Origin of the sequence: Vibrio sp. La 4.2.2 (genome assembly GCF_027586995.1) — a bacterium.
Classification (GTDB): domain Bacteria; phylum Pseudomonadota; class Gammaproteobacteria; order Enterobacterales; family Vibrionaceae; genus Vibrio; species Vibrio mediterranei.
Window position 1 is genome coordinate 337,425 of sequence record NZ_JAPPTJ010000006.1, and the last position, 14,944, is coordinate 352,368.

Sequence of the window (14,944 nt, forward strand, 5' to 3'; positions counted from 1 at the left end):
GTGTTACTTAATCTCCTTCTTGAGGTTTTCAGGTAACTTATACTCTCCCTGACTCCTCGAAATCTCACTTACCGTTGGTGAGTCCAGTGGACCTTTAACTGAGTAGTTAACTTGTGTCACGACCTCAACCACTGGTGATATCACTGTCGTCACGGCAAGCACAACCAATGCTGTCTGAGGCGTCACCGCAAAAGCCGTAATGATAGGGATCCCTGAAGTCATGTCAGGCGTAAAGTTTACTTCAGCGTCGACGGTTTGAGTCGAGAGGTCAGCCAATCCTTTAATCGTCATTTCACCAGCAACCGCATCCATCTTAATGTCATTGGTCACAAACACGCCATCTCTGATTTTGCCGCTACCTGTAATTGAGTTAAACGCCATCCCTTTATCAAATACATCGGTAAAATCGAGCTGCATCTTACGAATAATGGAATCCAAGCTAAACAAACCAAGCAAGCGTGCGGCACCGCTCACATCAGAGATAATACCTTTACCTAGCTTAGTACTGATTTCACCACTGACGGTATTTACTCGCATCGACCATGGTGCGCCATCCCACGTTAACTTTGAGTCGAGATCAAATGGTGCACGTTGGATACCAGAGGTAATACCAAATCGTTCCATAAGATCACTGTTGTTCTCACCACTGACTGCTAAGTTGACCTGTGTTTTATTTTGCTGACCAGCGACCATCCAGTTGCCGTCAATATGTACTTTGTTTGTCCCACTCGATAAGTCCAGTTTTTTCCAAACGAGCTTATTACCTTGTCGTTCAACATCCATATCCACTTTGCCGACTTTGTAACCTTGGAACCAGAAGTTATCAATCGTCAGTTGAGTATCCGGCATGATATCAAAGAAGGTTTTATCAAACTCAGTCACTAATGGTGCTTCAAGGTTTTCCTGAGTGATCAGCGACTCATCATCCTGTGCCTTCTTATCAAATTCTGGCACGTAGATATGCAGACGCTTCAACGCAACATACAACTCGTTGTTGTCGCTGTAACTCGCCTGCCCTTTTGCCTCTTGGCTATCAAGATCGAACTGCCAGCCACCTTTTTTGTATCTGGCATTGAAGTTCACATCGTGCCACTCAATACCACCTAACATCAGTTCTTTCGCTTCCACGTTTACCCGTTTAGGTAATGGAAGCTCCGGTTTATTCAGCTCATCTAGTAATGCTTTCTTTTCACTCGGCGGCTCTTTAAACAACTTGCTCCACTGGTCGACATTGAACTTATCGGACCGTACTTGGAAGTGATGGCCAACTATAGGGCTGATTTTGAACCCACCTTTCCCCAACACTAAGTTAGTCGCCTTAAGAACCGGAACCTCTCCTGTGATATCAATCTCGGTTTGGTATTTAACGGAGGGTAACTGCAATCTAGCGGTTATAGCTTGTTGGTTTCCGGAAGCTTGAAGCCTTGCTTTACCTGATTCACCAAACGCTTTTTTGAGTGGATAAGGATAGTCACTCGCAATGGTTGCAAGGTTAGCATTCAGGTCAAGCTGGTAAGTAAAGCCGACATCGTTAAGCTGAATATCCACGTCTAGGTTCCAAGGCGAATGCCCTGCCAGTCGACTGACCACCTTATCACCAACATAAGGCTCTAGAGGTGCGGTTTTCCAATCTCCAACCGCATCAATTCCAACCGAATAACCTTTGCCAGCATTCTGCCCTTGAAAATCAAGGAAAATCGGCTGGTTCAGCAAGTTTGCAGACAGCCCTGTCGCTTTCACCACATCATTGTCAAACTCAACTCTACCGGACACTTTTTCCAGCGTCATTGGGGGAGCATCAATTTCGACATGATTGTCTTTTAGCTCCGCATACCCCCAAGCTCTGGACGGAGTATCGTCGCCAGAAAACGGAATATACAACTGGAAGTCGGCATTCACATCGCCACTAACTTGAACCGCGGTTAACGCGGCACCAACCGAGTCCACCAGCGGCGAAGCGGTCATATAATCCCTGACGGCACTGCCTTGACCTGTTGCCTTCGCTTCTATTTCAAGGTGCCCATCACCACTGAGTACTGGAATTCGACCCGTGATTCGCTGGCCTTTAACATTCATCAGTGTTGCAGAACGAGAGTCCAAATACATGGTCTCATTCTGGAACAACAAATCGAGTTGTAAGTCAGTCAGTGGTGGCCAATTGGTATCAAAACTAAATTTAGCATCGCGAAGTCCCACCCAAGCTTGGAACATGCCGTTGTGTTCTCGATATGGGAAGTCTGACAGTTTGCCATACCACAACAGCTTAGATGTATTGACTCGACCCGCTTGGATCGCTGCCGATAAGTAGTCCGTAAGACTTTGCCCCATAGCTAAAGTTGGCAGATAACGCCAAACCTCACCTGCGTTGTAAAGATCCGCTTCGGCATAGAATGACAAGAATGGGCTGTCATTCTTAGGGAAATCAAGTCTAAAAGCACCAAGCACTTGCAAGTCTGGCGTCGCAGCCGTCACTTTATCAGACCATAACGACCAACCTTGCTCGCCGTTATTTTGCCAATGAATATCAACCAAACCTTGCTTAATATTTAGTGGAGCTTGAAACACATCACCATAAGGGAAACGATCATCAATAACGTTAACGCGGGCATGAGCTTGCTTCATATTACCGCGCACCGATCCTGAGACATGAGAGAAGCCCGGCAAAAGTTCCCATTGCGACATCGACATATTCTCAAGGTGTGCCGAATATTTCAGGGAGTCAGTACCATTAGTTTGGGACAGTCGAATATCTTCAATCAGCCCACCCGGGTTGAGTTTAGTTAACCACTCTTCCACACTCGGGTCAGGACTTAGCGATGCCAATGGCTTTAACGCATTCACATCGAGCTGAGAAATATTCACTTGCCATTGCTGTTGACGATTCCATTCTGCTGCAATATCTAGTTCAGGCCACGGAACATCATTAGTTCTGGCTTTAACTTCATGAACATTCAGCTGCCAACCAGCATCTGATGGCAATAAATGCATAACCGCAGACTCGACGAATAGATCGTGGTCTTTGCCATCTTTAGACCAACTAAGCTCAGATGGTAACACTTCAAGATAAGCTTCTTTTGCAGTGCTGTTATCCAATGTAATCCAGCTGCGTAAGCTTACTTCACCATCTTTAATACCAGTTTGCTGCTTTTGAGTTTCAGACAGCCACGGGGACAGTGACATTTGGTCCACGGCCACGTAAAAGTCGCCAGAGACATTCGACAGCGAACCTTTATCAATAAAGTCCGCTCTAACTTCTAGCGAGTTTAAGTTTGCATCGGCAATGGAGATGGTGCCCTGTGCTAAATGGCGTGCCTTTTGATTCCGCCATTGCAGATTCTCTATATCTAACTGACGTTCTTCACCAGATATAGATTGATACAACACAGTTGAATTAGCGACAGCAAAGCGATCTAACTGCCTTAATAACAAGTTATCTAGGCGGTTGACCAACTGCTCGCCACTCGCTGCGGGTTGCTTGGGTTGTGAAACCGTTTTTGGCTCAGTCGCTTTTAGTAAATCGACCGAACGAATGTCCAGCATCATGTCATTAATGACCATATCCGCTAAGACAGGCTGTCTTTGAATAATGGTTTGAATCAAATCAAATTCGAGTTCTAAGTTCCCGACTTCGAATTTGGTTTCAGGACTTTCAGGAAGACCTACAACAACACCTTGAAGAGAAATAGAAGGGTGAGTGTTACGCCAGAAACCACGTACATCTTTCAAAGAAATATTGAGACCTGTTCCTTGGTTTACCCAAGTCACAATTTCTGGTTGAATTTTGTTTAGCTGTGGCAAACCCACACGCAACACTGTGACCGCAGAGGCAAGTAATACCAATACGGTCAGTAGTAACCAGAGAAAAAAACGGACAATCCGATTAACGCGAGAACTCACAAATTACTCATTACATCATAACAACATCAAATTGTTCTTGAATATATAAAGGCTCAGCTTGAATTCGAACCTGTTTACCTATAAAGACTTCCAGTTCAGCCAATGCATGAGATTCATCGCCTTCAAGTGCTTCAGCAACAGCAGGAGACGCATAAGCCACGAATTTGTCGGCATCGTAAGCTCGATTAACACGCGTAATCTCGCGTAAAATCTCATAGCAAACTGTTTCGACAGTTTTAACCGAACCTCGGCCTTCACAAGTTGGACAACCACTACAAAGAACATGTTCAATACTTTCTCTAGTTCTTTTTCGTGTCATCTCAACCAACCCTAACTGGGTGAATCCATTGATATTCGTCTTCACTCGATCTTTAGAAAGTGCCCCTTCTAGAGAGTTCAACACACGTTGACGATGCTCTTCAAGACCCATATCGATAAAGTCGATGATGATGATACCGCCTAAGTTACGCAGTCTAAGCTGTCGAGCAATAGCTTGCGTTGCTTCGACATTAGTGTTGAAGATAGTCTCTTCTAAGTTGCGACGACCTACGAATGCACCGGTGTTAATATCAACTGTTGTCATCGCTTCAGTTTGATCAATAATCAAGTAACCGCCAGACTTTAAGTCGACTTTACGTTCAAGTGAACGTTGTATCTCATTCTCGGTATCGTACATATCGAAAATGGGCTTATCGCCTTCATAAAGTTCAAGCAAACTCTCCAGTTCAGGTACAAACTCGCTAGTAAACTCTTTTAAGCTCTCAAAAATCAGTCTTGAATCCACTTGAACACGAGTAATTTCCGTCCCAACGAAATCACGAAGAATACGATGCGCTAGACCCAGTTCACCATATAACGTTGAACGCGTTTTATATTTAGTACGACGTTCATTGATTTTGGTCCACAAACGCTTAAGGAATGCAGCATCTTGCGCCAGTTCTTTTTCATTCGCACCTTCTGCTGCAGTTCGAATAATAAAGCCACCGTTTTCATCGCAGTAGTCAGCAACCACATTCTTTAAACGGTTACGCTCTTCTTCGCTCTCGATACGTTGAGAAACACCGACATGGCTCGCGCCAGGCATAAAGACGAGGTAACGGGATGGGAGGGTGATATCCGTGGTTAAACGAGCACCTTTAGTTCCAAGCGGGTCTTTGACCACTTGCACTATGATGTCTTGACCTTGACGAACTAACTCAGAAATATCACGGACTTGAAACTGCTTCTTTTCATTTTCAGCCACACACTCAGTGTGCGGTACGATGTCGGAAGCATGCAGAAACGCCGCTTTTTCGAGGCCGATATCCACGAAAGCAGCCTGCATTCCAGGCAAGACTCGGCTCACTTTACCTTTATAGATGTTGCCAACAATTCCACGCTTTGCTTCGCGCTCAATGTGGACTTCTTGGAGAACCCCACCTTCAATCATGGCAACCCTTGTTTCACTAGGGGTTACGTTTATTAACAGCTCTGCACTCATGAGCGCACCTCAATATTTTTAATTATTTATAAATTCTTGCAAGAGCTGGTCAGTTTCATACAGTGGCAGTCCAACTACAGCGTAATAGCTGCCCTCGATTCGAGTGACGAAGCGTCCCCCTAATCCTTGGATTCCATAACTGCCAGCTTTATCTTGAGGTTCTCCACTTAACCAGTATTGTTCGATTTCTTTTTCGCTAAGTGTTTTGAACCATACATCCGTCGTTACCACGACCGATGACTGCTTATTCTTAGATACAACACTGACAGCAGTGAGCACCTGATGTTTTTCTCCCGACATCCCTTGAAGCATAGCTTTGGCATGTTCGAAATCATTGGGTTTTTCTAGTACATGTTCGTTTAAAACGACGACCGTATCAGAACCGACAACTACAGATCTGGAGTCGCTCAGCTCAAGCCCAGCCATCGCTTTCTCTAACGACAAGCGCTCAACGTACTGTTGAGCACTTTCTTGGGCTTGTTTCACTTCTTCAATATCAGGGCTCACCACTGAGAATTGGTATCCGAGCTGGCTTAACAGCTCTCTGCGTCTTGGTGAAGTTGACGCCAATACTATCTTTGTAGTCATTGATTTACCTGACATGCCAATGCCGTCTTACACGACGCAACAGTAAAAACATCCATGGCCAAAGTATACAGTTAATCAGACCACTCCACAGCGACATCGGATTAAAAGTGACGTCTTGGATCAAATACTCACCAAAAAAGATAAACACTTCTAGCAGCATAGATATCAAGGCCATGATCGTGGCTTGCTGCCAAAGTGCCATGTTTCTAAGTACCAAGAAATTAAGAGCCACGATATAGATGACAATCGACATCATCATCCCGCGAATACCCAAGGTAGATCCGACCAGTAGATCCCAAGTCAGACCAACAATCAATGCGGTACCCACATTTACTCGGTGCGGAAGTGCTAATACCCAGTACCCTAGAACCAAGAACAACCATGACGGTCTTACGAAGTCTAGCACGCCTGGCCAAGGTATGGTTTGCAATACAAGCGCCACTATCAGTGACACACTGATCACTAAGTGACTGCGAAATGAACTATTAGCCATAATAGTATGAGAATCCTTTATTGCGCGTTCAGCGTATCTTCAACCGCTTGTTGCTGTCTATCATTACTCGGCCAAATCAACAGTAAGTATCGCAGTCGATCAAAGTCGACCACGGGCTCCGCAATAATGCTGGCAAACTCTCGTCGATTGTCTCGTTGTACAGATTTAACATGAGCAACTGGATAGCCTTCGGGATAGATTCCACCCAGACCAGAGGTCACCAACAGGTCATCTTTCTGAATGTCAGTACTTGTTGGAATGTGCTCTAGTTGAATCTCATCGATAGACCCATTGCCTGATGCAATAACTCGAATATCGTTACGAATGACTTGCACTGGTATTGCGCTGTTAGAGTCCGTCAGCAGCATAATACGGCTGTTGTGAGCGCCAACGAAGGTCACTTGACCAACGATACCGTTTTCATTTATAACCGGCTGACCTTCATAAACACCGTCGATACGACCTTTATCAATCACCACTTGGTGACGATATGGTGACGTGTCCACAGCCATCACCTCTGTCACCATCTTCTTTTCATCTCGGACGAAAGATGAGCCTAAAAGCTCACGAAAACGCTGGTTCTCTTCACGGTATTGATCAAGCAAAATTAAGTCACTTTTAAGGCGCAACACTTCGCGCTTTAAGTTTACGTTTTGCTCGGCTAGACCTTGTCGAGTATTTAGCCTTTCATAGACGCCATCAAACATGGTACGAGGAAGGTTCGCGGCATACTGAATCGGTGCGACTGCACTGTTTAATAAGTAACGGAAATTTGAGAATGTATCTAAACGACTATCAGCCAGCATTAAGCCGGCTGATAAAGTAACAGCAAGAAATAACCGAAGTTGTAAAGAAGGACCTCGACCAAATATTGGTTTCATGTACTCATAATCCTGATGTGGACTCTAGTTTCAGTGCCACACCAAAACTAGAGTGAAACCATTATTCTTCTGTAAATAGATCGCCACCATGCATGTCGATCATTTCTAGAGCTTTACCACCACCACGAGCCACACATGTTAGTGGGTCTTCAGCGATAACAACAGGGATACCGGTTTCTTCAGTGAGTAATCGGTCTAGATCGCGTAGCAGTGCACCGCCACCGGTTAGTACCATACCGTTTTCAGAAATATCAGAAGCAAGTTCTGGCGGACATTGCTCAAGCGCAACCATCACTGCCGATACAATACCAGTTAATGGCTCTTGCAACGCTTCTAGAATTTCATTTGAGTTTAGGCTAAAGCTACGAGGCACACCTTCTGCAAGGTTACGACCACGTACTTCAATCTCTTCAACCGTATCACCTGGATACGCAGAACCGATTTCGTGCTTGATCTTCTCAGCAGTCGCTTCACCAATCAAGCTGCCGTAGTTTCGGCGCACATAATTGATAACCGCTTCGTCAAATCGGTCACCGCCGATACGTACTGAAGAAGAGTAAACCACACCGTTAAGTGAGATAACCGCAACTTCTGTTGTACCACCACCGATATCAACAACCATAGAACCTGTTGGCTCAGAGACGCGTAGACCTGCACCAATAGCAGCAGCCATAGGTTCATCGATCAAATACACTTCACGAGCACCTGCACCCAGTGCAGACTCACGGATAGCACGACGCTCTACTTGTGTTGAACCGCAAGGGACACAAACTAGAACACGTGGGCTTGGTTTAAGAACGCTGTTGTCGTGCACTTGTTTGATAAAGTGCTGAAGCATTTTTTCGGTCACATAGAAGTCAGCAATAACGCCATCTTTCATTGGACGAATCGCAGAAATATTACCAGGCGTTCGACCTAGCATCTGCTTCGCTGCATGGCCTACCGCCGCAACGCTTTTGGCTGAACCCGCACGATCTTGGCGGATTGCTACTACAGAAGGCTCGTCAAGGACGATACCCTGTCCTTTTACATAAATCAGTGTGTTGGCAGTACCTAGATCTATCGATAGGTCGTTAGAAAACATGCCACGCAGTTTTTTAAACATATTCTTCGCTCGTCCTGCAAGAATGAGAAGACAAAAATTGCACTAAATGTACCAATGCCTTGCCATCACAGCAAGGCATTGAAGCAGAAACATGGGGTGAAACCCGCATTTTCTTACAGTTTCCTTACTTAACGCAAAAAATTCACAGGATTTATTGTCCGATAAGGCGTGGCTCACCTCGATAAATGACTCTATCATTTCCTCTATGTGATCCGAAGGTCACTACGGCATGTGGATCTTCATCACCCACACCGCGCCAGTTATATCTCAACCAAGAACGACCCGCATTACTGTCAAAACACTTAACAGGACTATCATTTTGGTTCAGTTTAATTGGGGCACTTTGATCAAGCCTTAACCACAAATTAACTTGTTCGCGAATCCTATTGTTGCTTGCAAAGAGTTGGCTGCTGCTACCTTGGCTGATGGCAGCATCTTCTGTGGTTATAGTATTGCCGTCTTTATTAAACAGCTTTGCATCCGTCTCTAGCTGACCTGACCACAAGATCTGCCGGCAGTAGTGCTTACCATTGAATGCGGAACCACTGTCCTCTTTATTGAGCACAAACCCAGTCTCAGTCCAATATTCCGTTCTCAAAGGGATATTGATGTCCGTTGTCAAATCACCGCCAATGTTATCTATCACCATACGGCCATAACGAAACTCGGGTTGTCTAGGGAACGCTTTCGCGTTGGTACCATTTACAGTTAAAGAAGGGCTTTCAAAATCTACACCGTCAACTAAATTAGACTGTACCCCAAAGTGCCCTTTAACAGGCAGTTCTTTTATCGAGGTAACACCATCCAGTTGATAACGTTTAGAGAAAACATAATCACCAAAGCTAGCCTCAAGTCGAGCTCGTGAAGTGTTGCATGACAAATCAGTAGAATCGCACTTCCAAGCTTCACTATCCCAACTCGTTGCAGTCGCATTTATTCTCGGTAAGTAACTATCACCACTTTCATTGGCAGCAACATGGTTTAAGTTCACCATCAAATTGGAGGCGAAATAACCATAGTTAGGGGTAGGTGATTTTTCTAGATTACGCGCCTCCACAACAAAGCTTGGTTTTATTGGTTGGCCCATATATGCAAACCCTGAATGCCCTGACTCATAGCCCCATTGATTGGAGACCATAGCAAGATGATGAGGATAGAAGCGGCCGATACTACGGCTACTTGGATTGATTACCATCCCCAAATAGTTCGATTGACTTTGAGTCTGTACTAGAAGACTTCCGACATCTTCCCAATAGAGAGCGTAAAATGGCAACACACCATTACTACCTCGATTACTACGAACAAATGTTGACCCGTCCTCACCATCCATTTTAATAGGGAATCTTTCGTCGACAGGTCTAACTGCAGGCGTGTTCTCAGTGGCAGTGAGTAAAACACTGGAGACAGGCGCATCATTATCGAAGTAATTTTTGGTGATAAATTGCGACTGGCAAAATGATGGCAATATCGGGATTTGACCTTGAGTCGCGCCATTTTTCTGCCATCGAATTGGAACGGCATCTAGATTAAAGCGTTCCCCTGCTGCTTTATAGCCACTGCCTTGAGATGAAGTACCATCTAATGCTAATTGGTAGTTTGATGCATCACAGATCGCGAACGTCCACGGTCTTACTTTTAGCTCGTGAACTCCTTTATATGTGACGCATTGCTTCGCGGCGTCCGCACCTTGTTGGTCTGAAGGGTTATGCTCACTCTCATTGACACAACGCGTCTGAGATAACTCAAAAGAAACTCGCCCAGCTTCATCGTACTGAATATCCATCAAAGCACTGCGATCAGCATCAGGGGTGCTACTGCCATGAGAAAAATCTAGTGCGAGATCCGTCACTGGAATTGGCACAAAATCATTACTCTGTGCAGCTTTGACTTTAACTGATGCCTGTACTGTTGGAGATTTGGGTTCTAGATAACGTGTCGCTGCAATATCAACGTTTTGCACTCCAGAATAGTTTTTTGCCGCTACAACTTGGGACAGACCTGAACGCGTTACATTACAGGTCACAGGGCGTACTTCGAGCGTTGCCGATTTTCCAGCAATCAAACTAGACGCTTGCGGCGTAAATTCAAACTTGTTTGCCGTAAACTCGTAGTTACCTGTCACAAGCGTATTGTTCGCACTCTCCACCAATTCACCGGACACGCTGAGCTGTTCGATATGTTGGCTACTCACATCAAATATAACCCGGCCGTTAGTACTTGGGTTGTATAGCCCCTCTCTAATACGAATCCCTTCTATCAATTGCATTGTGGCAGAGGCAGGCGCTGTAATTCTGACGCCTTTGGTGTAGTCTTCAATAGGCTTACCGTACTTATCTACCACATTAAACGTGACTCGTTGGGTTTCACAACTCAATGCGATGCCTTTTAATGGCTCTAATTCCAAATAGTAGTCTCGACTTGGTGGTGGCGCTTTACATTGCGCAGGAATACGCGCAAACAACACATTACCTTCACCTTCAATATCATTATCATCTCTGTCTTTATGTCGTTTCCGATCATCATAGTCACGCTCACCAAGCGTCACATTTGGGGCAGCAACCCCACCAAAGATGTAGTTGTCTTCACCATTGACTAAGAAACCTCGCGTTCCGACAGTAGCAGCTTCAGGAGGGACATAAAAATAGGCTTTGATAACAGAGTCTTCACTCTCTATTTCAATGTCACTGCCCGCGCCATGCCCGACAAAAAGTAAATCTTCACTGTTTCCTAATGTATTGATTTTTAGCTCATCTTTGAAGTGAGGTGGATACAGCTCTCCGTTTGCTTTTATTCCTCGATAATTGATCTTAACTGGCCCATTGATCAGTTGGATCTCCGCATCTTCCAGATGTATATGCTCATTAACCCAATACTCGCCAGAGTCAATAATAAGCTTACTGTCATCTTTAACCTCTAACTTCTTGATCTTATTATTAGTCCATTTCAAATGACATATTTTGCCGTCTTTACACTTAAAGTCGCTCGAATAGTCACCACCTGGAAAATCATCCAATTGCGGTGGATAGTTTTCAAAGCTCTTCGTGGGCTCCACTTGACAGTTTTGCCAACCAAAGCCACGTAAACCAATGGATGAAGACGTATAAAAGCAGCCGCCATAAGTGCTGTTATTAGTAAAGCGAGAAAACGCGAGGCCAGTGTTATTGCGCGGTAAAACGATAGCGTTGACATCAAAATCATCAAACCATTCGTCTCTATCATTGTCATATTCACTATTCACATTCAGAAGCCCTTGTGGCGATCCAGATGTGTCATAAAGGGTAGTCTGCACTTCTTCTTTGAAATAAGGGCAAAGATCAAGCTTAAACTCAGGTGGAGGTGGTGTGTCATCGCACAACTTAGGTAAATTAAAGCTATTCTTCTTACCTGTGACCGACATATGGTTGACCGTAATATTCATATTAAGATCGTTGTGCTCACCGCTTACCCTAAACCCCTTTTGAAAACTAGATGGATCTACGTATAGGGCAGCAGAGATCTTATTGTGATTCGTCAGATTGATAGCTGCGTTAGAGCCGTGTCCAATTAAAATAAGATCAGTTATTGCACCATCTTTATTGATATGTGAATGACCACTTATGTAGAACTGGCGGTAGTGCAGGATTGTTGGCGCACTCACTTTGATTTTTGCTGCATGCTCCAAGGTCAACGAGCCAATCCAAATCTCCCCTCCTTCTAACGTAAGAGTCTTACCTTGCCTCATCGTTATAGATTGCACTTTACTACCACTTGGCAATGAGCAGTGCTTATCACTACAACTTGAGGGTTCAAGGTTCGTAGGAAAGACAGGTAAATCAACTGGTAAAGTGGGCGCATGATTAGTTGGGTTCACTGCACAACTATCAGTTGGAGCATTTGGATAGTAACAGTGGGCCGCTGTACCGCTATGAGCTGGACTGTTCGCTAGATAATTGAATGGCATTTTAAAACCATCCACATCAAAAATAAGCGTCTGGTCATGCCCCGAAAAGTCCACTTGAGAGACGTAAGGGTAACCATCTTGGCGATAGTTAGTTTGAACTGATTCTGGAAAGTAGTCGCAATATTCTATTGCATAACTATTTGCTACGACGAACAAGCTAATAAATAGAGCGATCAATTGCTTCATTCAGAGAATCCTTTTACCCAAGCTTCTTGCTGACGCTGAATATCAAACCCTTGTCCATCTCCGCATATTGCCGTGCTGGTAATTTTAAAATAGCTGAGCTGTTTTGGAATCAGTTCTAGGTCGCCACCATTAACCGTTTCACACTGAACTGAAAGGCTACGGCAGTTAATACCCACTTGAGAAATTAAATAAGACATTGCTACAGATGACGATGGTTGAAGCTGGTTACATCTGATTTCTAGATCTTCTGTTAGACTCGATTCATTTAATGGATAGAGCTGCGTCAACGCCCACTCAACACCAGAGTTCGCCAAAAACCAAGCTTTGGTACCAATCAACTCACGTGATAGCGTCTCGTTACTTGACCATTGAATTCTATTGAGATTCATTGCCAACATACCCATTACCACCACAACAAAAATGGCAACGATGTAGACACTCCCTTGCTGTGAACGTTTTCTAGGGGACATTGAGCACCTGTACATCATGTTGGAAGTTAGACGCTTCTCCCGCTTGATTAAATACTAGATTTAGACGAACTAAAGCTGAGCGAAGCAGTGACGCTTCCAGGTGAGTAAAACTGCTTTTTACTGGTTCGATATTGGTGGCAACACGAATACCGTTTCGCTCTATCTGACCAGACGTGGTAATGCAATAATCGACCTTGTTTGCTGAATTGTAGATATACAAACGCTGCCCAACCGAGTTCTGTTCTGGTAGTTGATTTAACGTAAAATATTGTGCTTCGACCACAGAGCTGACTCCTGCCAAACTTATCGCTCGACGACCTTCAAGATCTTGCTGTCGACTTGGATTAATGATCAACCTTTCGGTATTGGCAAATTTATGGGGATATTGGTTAATGTTACCCACCACAAACTCAGTTTTTCCTAACTTCTCATCCAAATGATAAAAGCCGGAAAAGGTTATTGGATAAAATGAGATACATTGACCGTTCAAAGAGGTTTGAATGCTGTTGGGGACGGCGTGCCTAAGCTCACGGGACATTTTCTCAATAACAAACTGTGCTTGGTTCTGGATTTTAGTGCGCGCTACTGAATCCACATAACCACGGGCACCAAACTCGACAAAACCAGCAATTCCTAAAAACAGAATTCCAACCACCACCATGGTGATGATCATTTCTAGTAAGGTAAAACCGCCTGATTGCTTAACGGAGAATGACATTAGTAATTCCCCTTATACGCAACAAACTCATATTCGGTGAAATTACTCGCTGACACACGGACAATGATCTTTTTGAACGAGCTTGTTTGATGCGGAGTTGCTTGACCACCGAGTGCGTTATCGTAGTCGTAGCTAACCAGAATATTAACGACAAAATTGCGGTAGTCGTCTTGCTCATCACCACCGAGAAGTCTTGTAATAGATAAGCCTTGCTGGCACTGCTGCTGGGCGTTGGCACCGTACCAGCAGCCTATATAGTCATCGACATCATTATAGAAGGCGGGCTGCTCGTTCTTGTCCGGACCTAATGAAGCGGGTGATGTGCATTGCTTATCAAGTTCATCGCAACGCCATAGGCTACCGTTACGATCGCTCTGCTCATCAAAACTCACAGCTAATATCTGGTTCAACACCGCTTGTCCTAATGAAGCTGCTCGTACTTGGTAGTGCGGTAAAGCGCTTTTCTGCACACTAGGGAATAAGAAGCTCGTCAATGTAATCAAAGCGATAGCCAAGATCACTATGGCAAGTACGCTTTCGATCAGCGTCATCCCTTGACTCATTTTTCTAGCACGCATCGACAAAACCTTCTGAATTAATACAAATGGATGCCGATTCACTAAATTGAGTGAATTGAATCGTAATGGGGTAAGTACAAGATTCACATACTGGACGACCAAGTAAGTCAAAATTCAACAAGCTAGTGGGAGCAGAGACCTGAATGTTATCCAACGCTAAATAGTCCGATTGCTCTTCAGGGTTCGCAAGAGTGCAACTGTACCGAGAGCCAAAACAACCATCTTTAATCGCCAGTTGGTAGCGGCTATTGAGCTCACCGATATCGCTGATATTGGATTGCATTCGCCCAAGCTGTATTTGCTGAGTAATCGCAATAGCTTGTTCTTGTGCTGCAATGACAGAAAAGCCCGAACGGTTTAAAAATCGACTCGCAGCCACTACCGACACAATCGAAACTAAAACGATCACCACGATCAGTTCGATTAGCGTAAACCCTGATAACTTACGTTGTGGGATTAACATAGTAGTACCTGCGAAAATGATTGATAAATAGTATACAAAAGGACAGTACTAACTCACCTATCTATCATTAGAAATCGTTAAAAATCAGAATACCTATCACAACACAAAAAAGGCCAGCCGGAGCTGACCTTTTTGCGTCTTGGCT

11 protein-coding genes are annotated in these 14,944 nt (G+C 44.4%); all 11 read right to left on the bottom strand.

Annotation, left to right across the window (positions count from 1 at the left end):
- Window positions 1-3: 3 nt before the first annotated feature.
- Window positions 4-3,897, bottom strand: a complete 3,894-nt coding sequence (locus OH456_RS16130) for a YhdP family protein (RefSeq protein ID WP_270033858.1) — start codon at window positions 3,895-3,897, stop codon at window positions 4-6.
- Window positions 3,898-3,907: 10 nt separating this feature from the next.
- Window positions 3,908-5,377: a ribonuclease G gene (gene rng, locus OH456_RS16135; RefSeq protein ID WP_006071014.1), complete on the bottom strand. Its 1,470-nt coding sequence runs from the start codon at window positions 5,375-5,377 to the stop codon at window positions 3,908-3,910.
- 18 nt (window positions 5,378-5,395) lie between these two features.
- Entirely contained in the window at window positions 5,396-5,965 is a 570-nt protein-coding gene (locus tag OH456_RS16140; protein ID WP_031493050.1) for a Maf family protein, read from the bottom strand.
- 4 nt (window positions 5,966-5,969) lie between these two features.
- Complete coding sequence (gene mreD / locus OH456_RS16145) at window positions 5,970-6,458, bottom strand: rod shape-determining protein MreD (RefSeq protein WP_006071011.1); 489 nt, start codon at window positions 6,456-6,458, stop codon at window positions 5,970-5,972.
- Window positions 6,459-6,475: 17 nt separating this feature from the next.
- Complete coding sequence (gene mreC, locus OH456_RS16150) at window positions 6,476-7,339, bottom strand: rod shape-determining protein MreC (RefSeq protein WP_006071010.1); 864 nt, start codon at window positions 7,337-7,339, stop codon at window positions 6,476-6,478.
- A 61-nt stretch (window positions 7,340-7,400) separates the two neighbouring features.
- The gene (locus OH456_RS16155) at window positions 7,401-8,444 is read right to left on the bottom strand and encodes a rod shape-determining protein (RefSeq protein WP_006071009.1); all 1,044 of its coding nucleotides are present in this window, start codon (window positions 8,442-8,444) and stop codon (window positions 7,401-7,403) included.
- 151 nt (window positions 8,445-8,595) lie between these two features.
- On the bottom strand, window positions 8,596-12,570 hold the full coding sequence (locus OH456_RS16160) for a DUF6701 domain-containing protein (protein WP_270033860.1): 3,975 nt from the start codon (window positions 12,568-12,570) through the stop codon (window positions 8,596-8,598).
- Window positions 12,567-13,040: a hypothetical protein gene (locus OH456_RS16165; protein WP_270033861.1), complete on the bottom strand. Its 474-nt coding sequence runs from the start codon at window positions 13,038-13,040 to the stop codon at window positions 12,567-12,569. The genes OH456_RS16160 and OH456_RS16165 overlap by 4 nt, the downstream gene beginning before the upstream one ends.
- Entirely contained in the window at window positions 13,030-13,758 is a 729-nt protein-coding gene (locus OH456_RS16170) for a PulJ/GspJ family protein (protein ID WP_270033862.1), read from the bottom strand. The genes OH456_RS16165 and OH456_RS16170 overlap by 11 nt, the downstream gene beginning before the upstream one ends.
- Entirely contained in the window at window positions 13,758-14,336 is a 579-nt protein-coding gene (locus tag OH456_RS16175; protein ID WP_270033863.1) for a type IV pilus modification PilV family protein, read from the bottom strand. The genes OH456_RS16170 and OH456_RS16175 overlap by 1 nt, the downstream gene beginning before the upstream one ends.
- Window positions 14,326-14,799 carry a prepilin-type N-terminal cleavage/methylation domain-containing protein gene (locus tag OH456_RS16180; RefSeq protein WP_006071003.1) on the bottom strand — a complete coding sequence of 158 codons (474 nt, stop codon included), beginning with the start codon at window positions 14,797-14,799 and terminating at the stop codon, window positions 14,326-14,328. Before OH456_RS16180 ends, OH456_RS16175 begins: the two co-directional genes overlap by 11 nt.
- Window positions 14,800-14,944 lie beyond the last annotated feature (145 nt).

Coding starts and splice junctions, on each gene's coding strand:
- rng (WP_006071014.1), bottom strand. CDS start 5,377: ATGAGTGCAGAGCTGTTAATAAACGTAACCCCTAGTGAAACAAGGGTT.
- OH456_RS16140 (WP_031493050.1), bottom strand. CDS start 5,965: ATGACTACAAAGATAGTATTGGCGTCAACTTCACCAAGACGCAGAGAG.
- mreD (WP_006071011.1), bottom strand. CDS start 6,458: ATGGCTAATAGTTCATTTCGCAGTCACTTAGTGATCAGTGTGTCACTG.
- mreC (WP_006071010.1), bottom strand. CDS start 7,339: ATGAAACCAATATTTGGTCGAGGTCCTTCTTTACAACTTCGGTTATTT.
- OH456_RS16155 (WP_006071009.1), bottom strand. CDS start 8,444: ATGTTTAAAAAACTGCGTGGCATGTTTTCTAACGACCTATCGATAGAT.
- OH456_RS16160 (WP_270033860.1), bottom strand. CDS start 12,570: ATGAAGCAATTGATCGCTCTATTTATTAGCTTGTTCGTCGTAGCAAAT.
- OH456_RS16165 (WP_270033861.1), bottom strand. CDS start 13,040: ATGTCCCCTAGAAAACGTTCACAGCAAGGGAGTGTCTACATCGTTGCC.
- OH456_RS16170 (WP_270033862.1), bottom strand. CDS start 13,758: ATGTCATTCTCCGTTAAGCAATCAGGCGGTTTTACCTTACTAGAAATG.
- OH456_RS16175 (WP_270033863.1), bottom strand. CDS start 14,336: ATGCGTGCTAGAAAAATGAGTCAAGGGATGACGCTGATCGAAAGCGTA.
- OH456_RS16180 (WP_006071003.1), bottom strand. CDS start 14,799: ATGTTAATCCCACAACGTAAGTTATCAGGGTTTACGCTAATCGAACTG.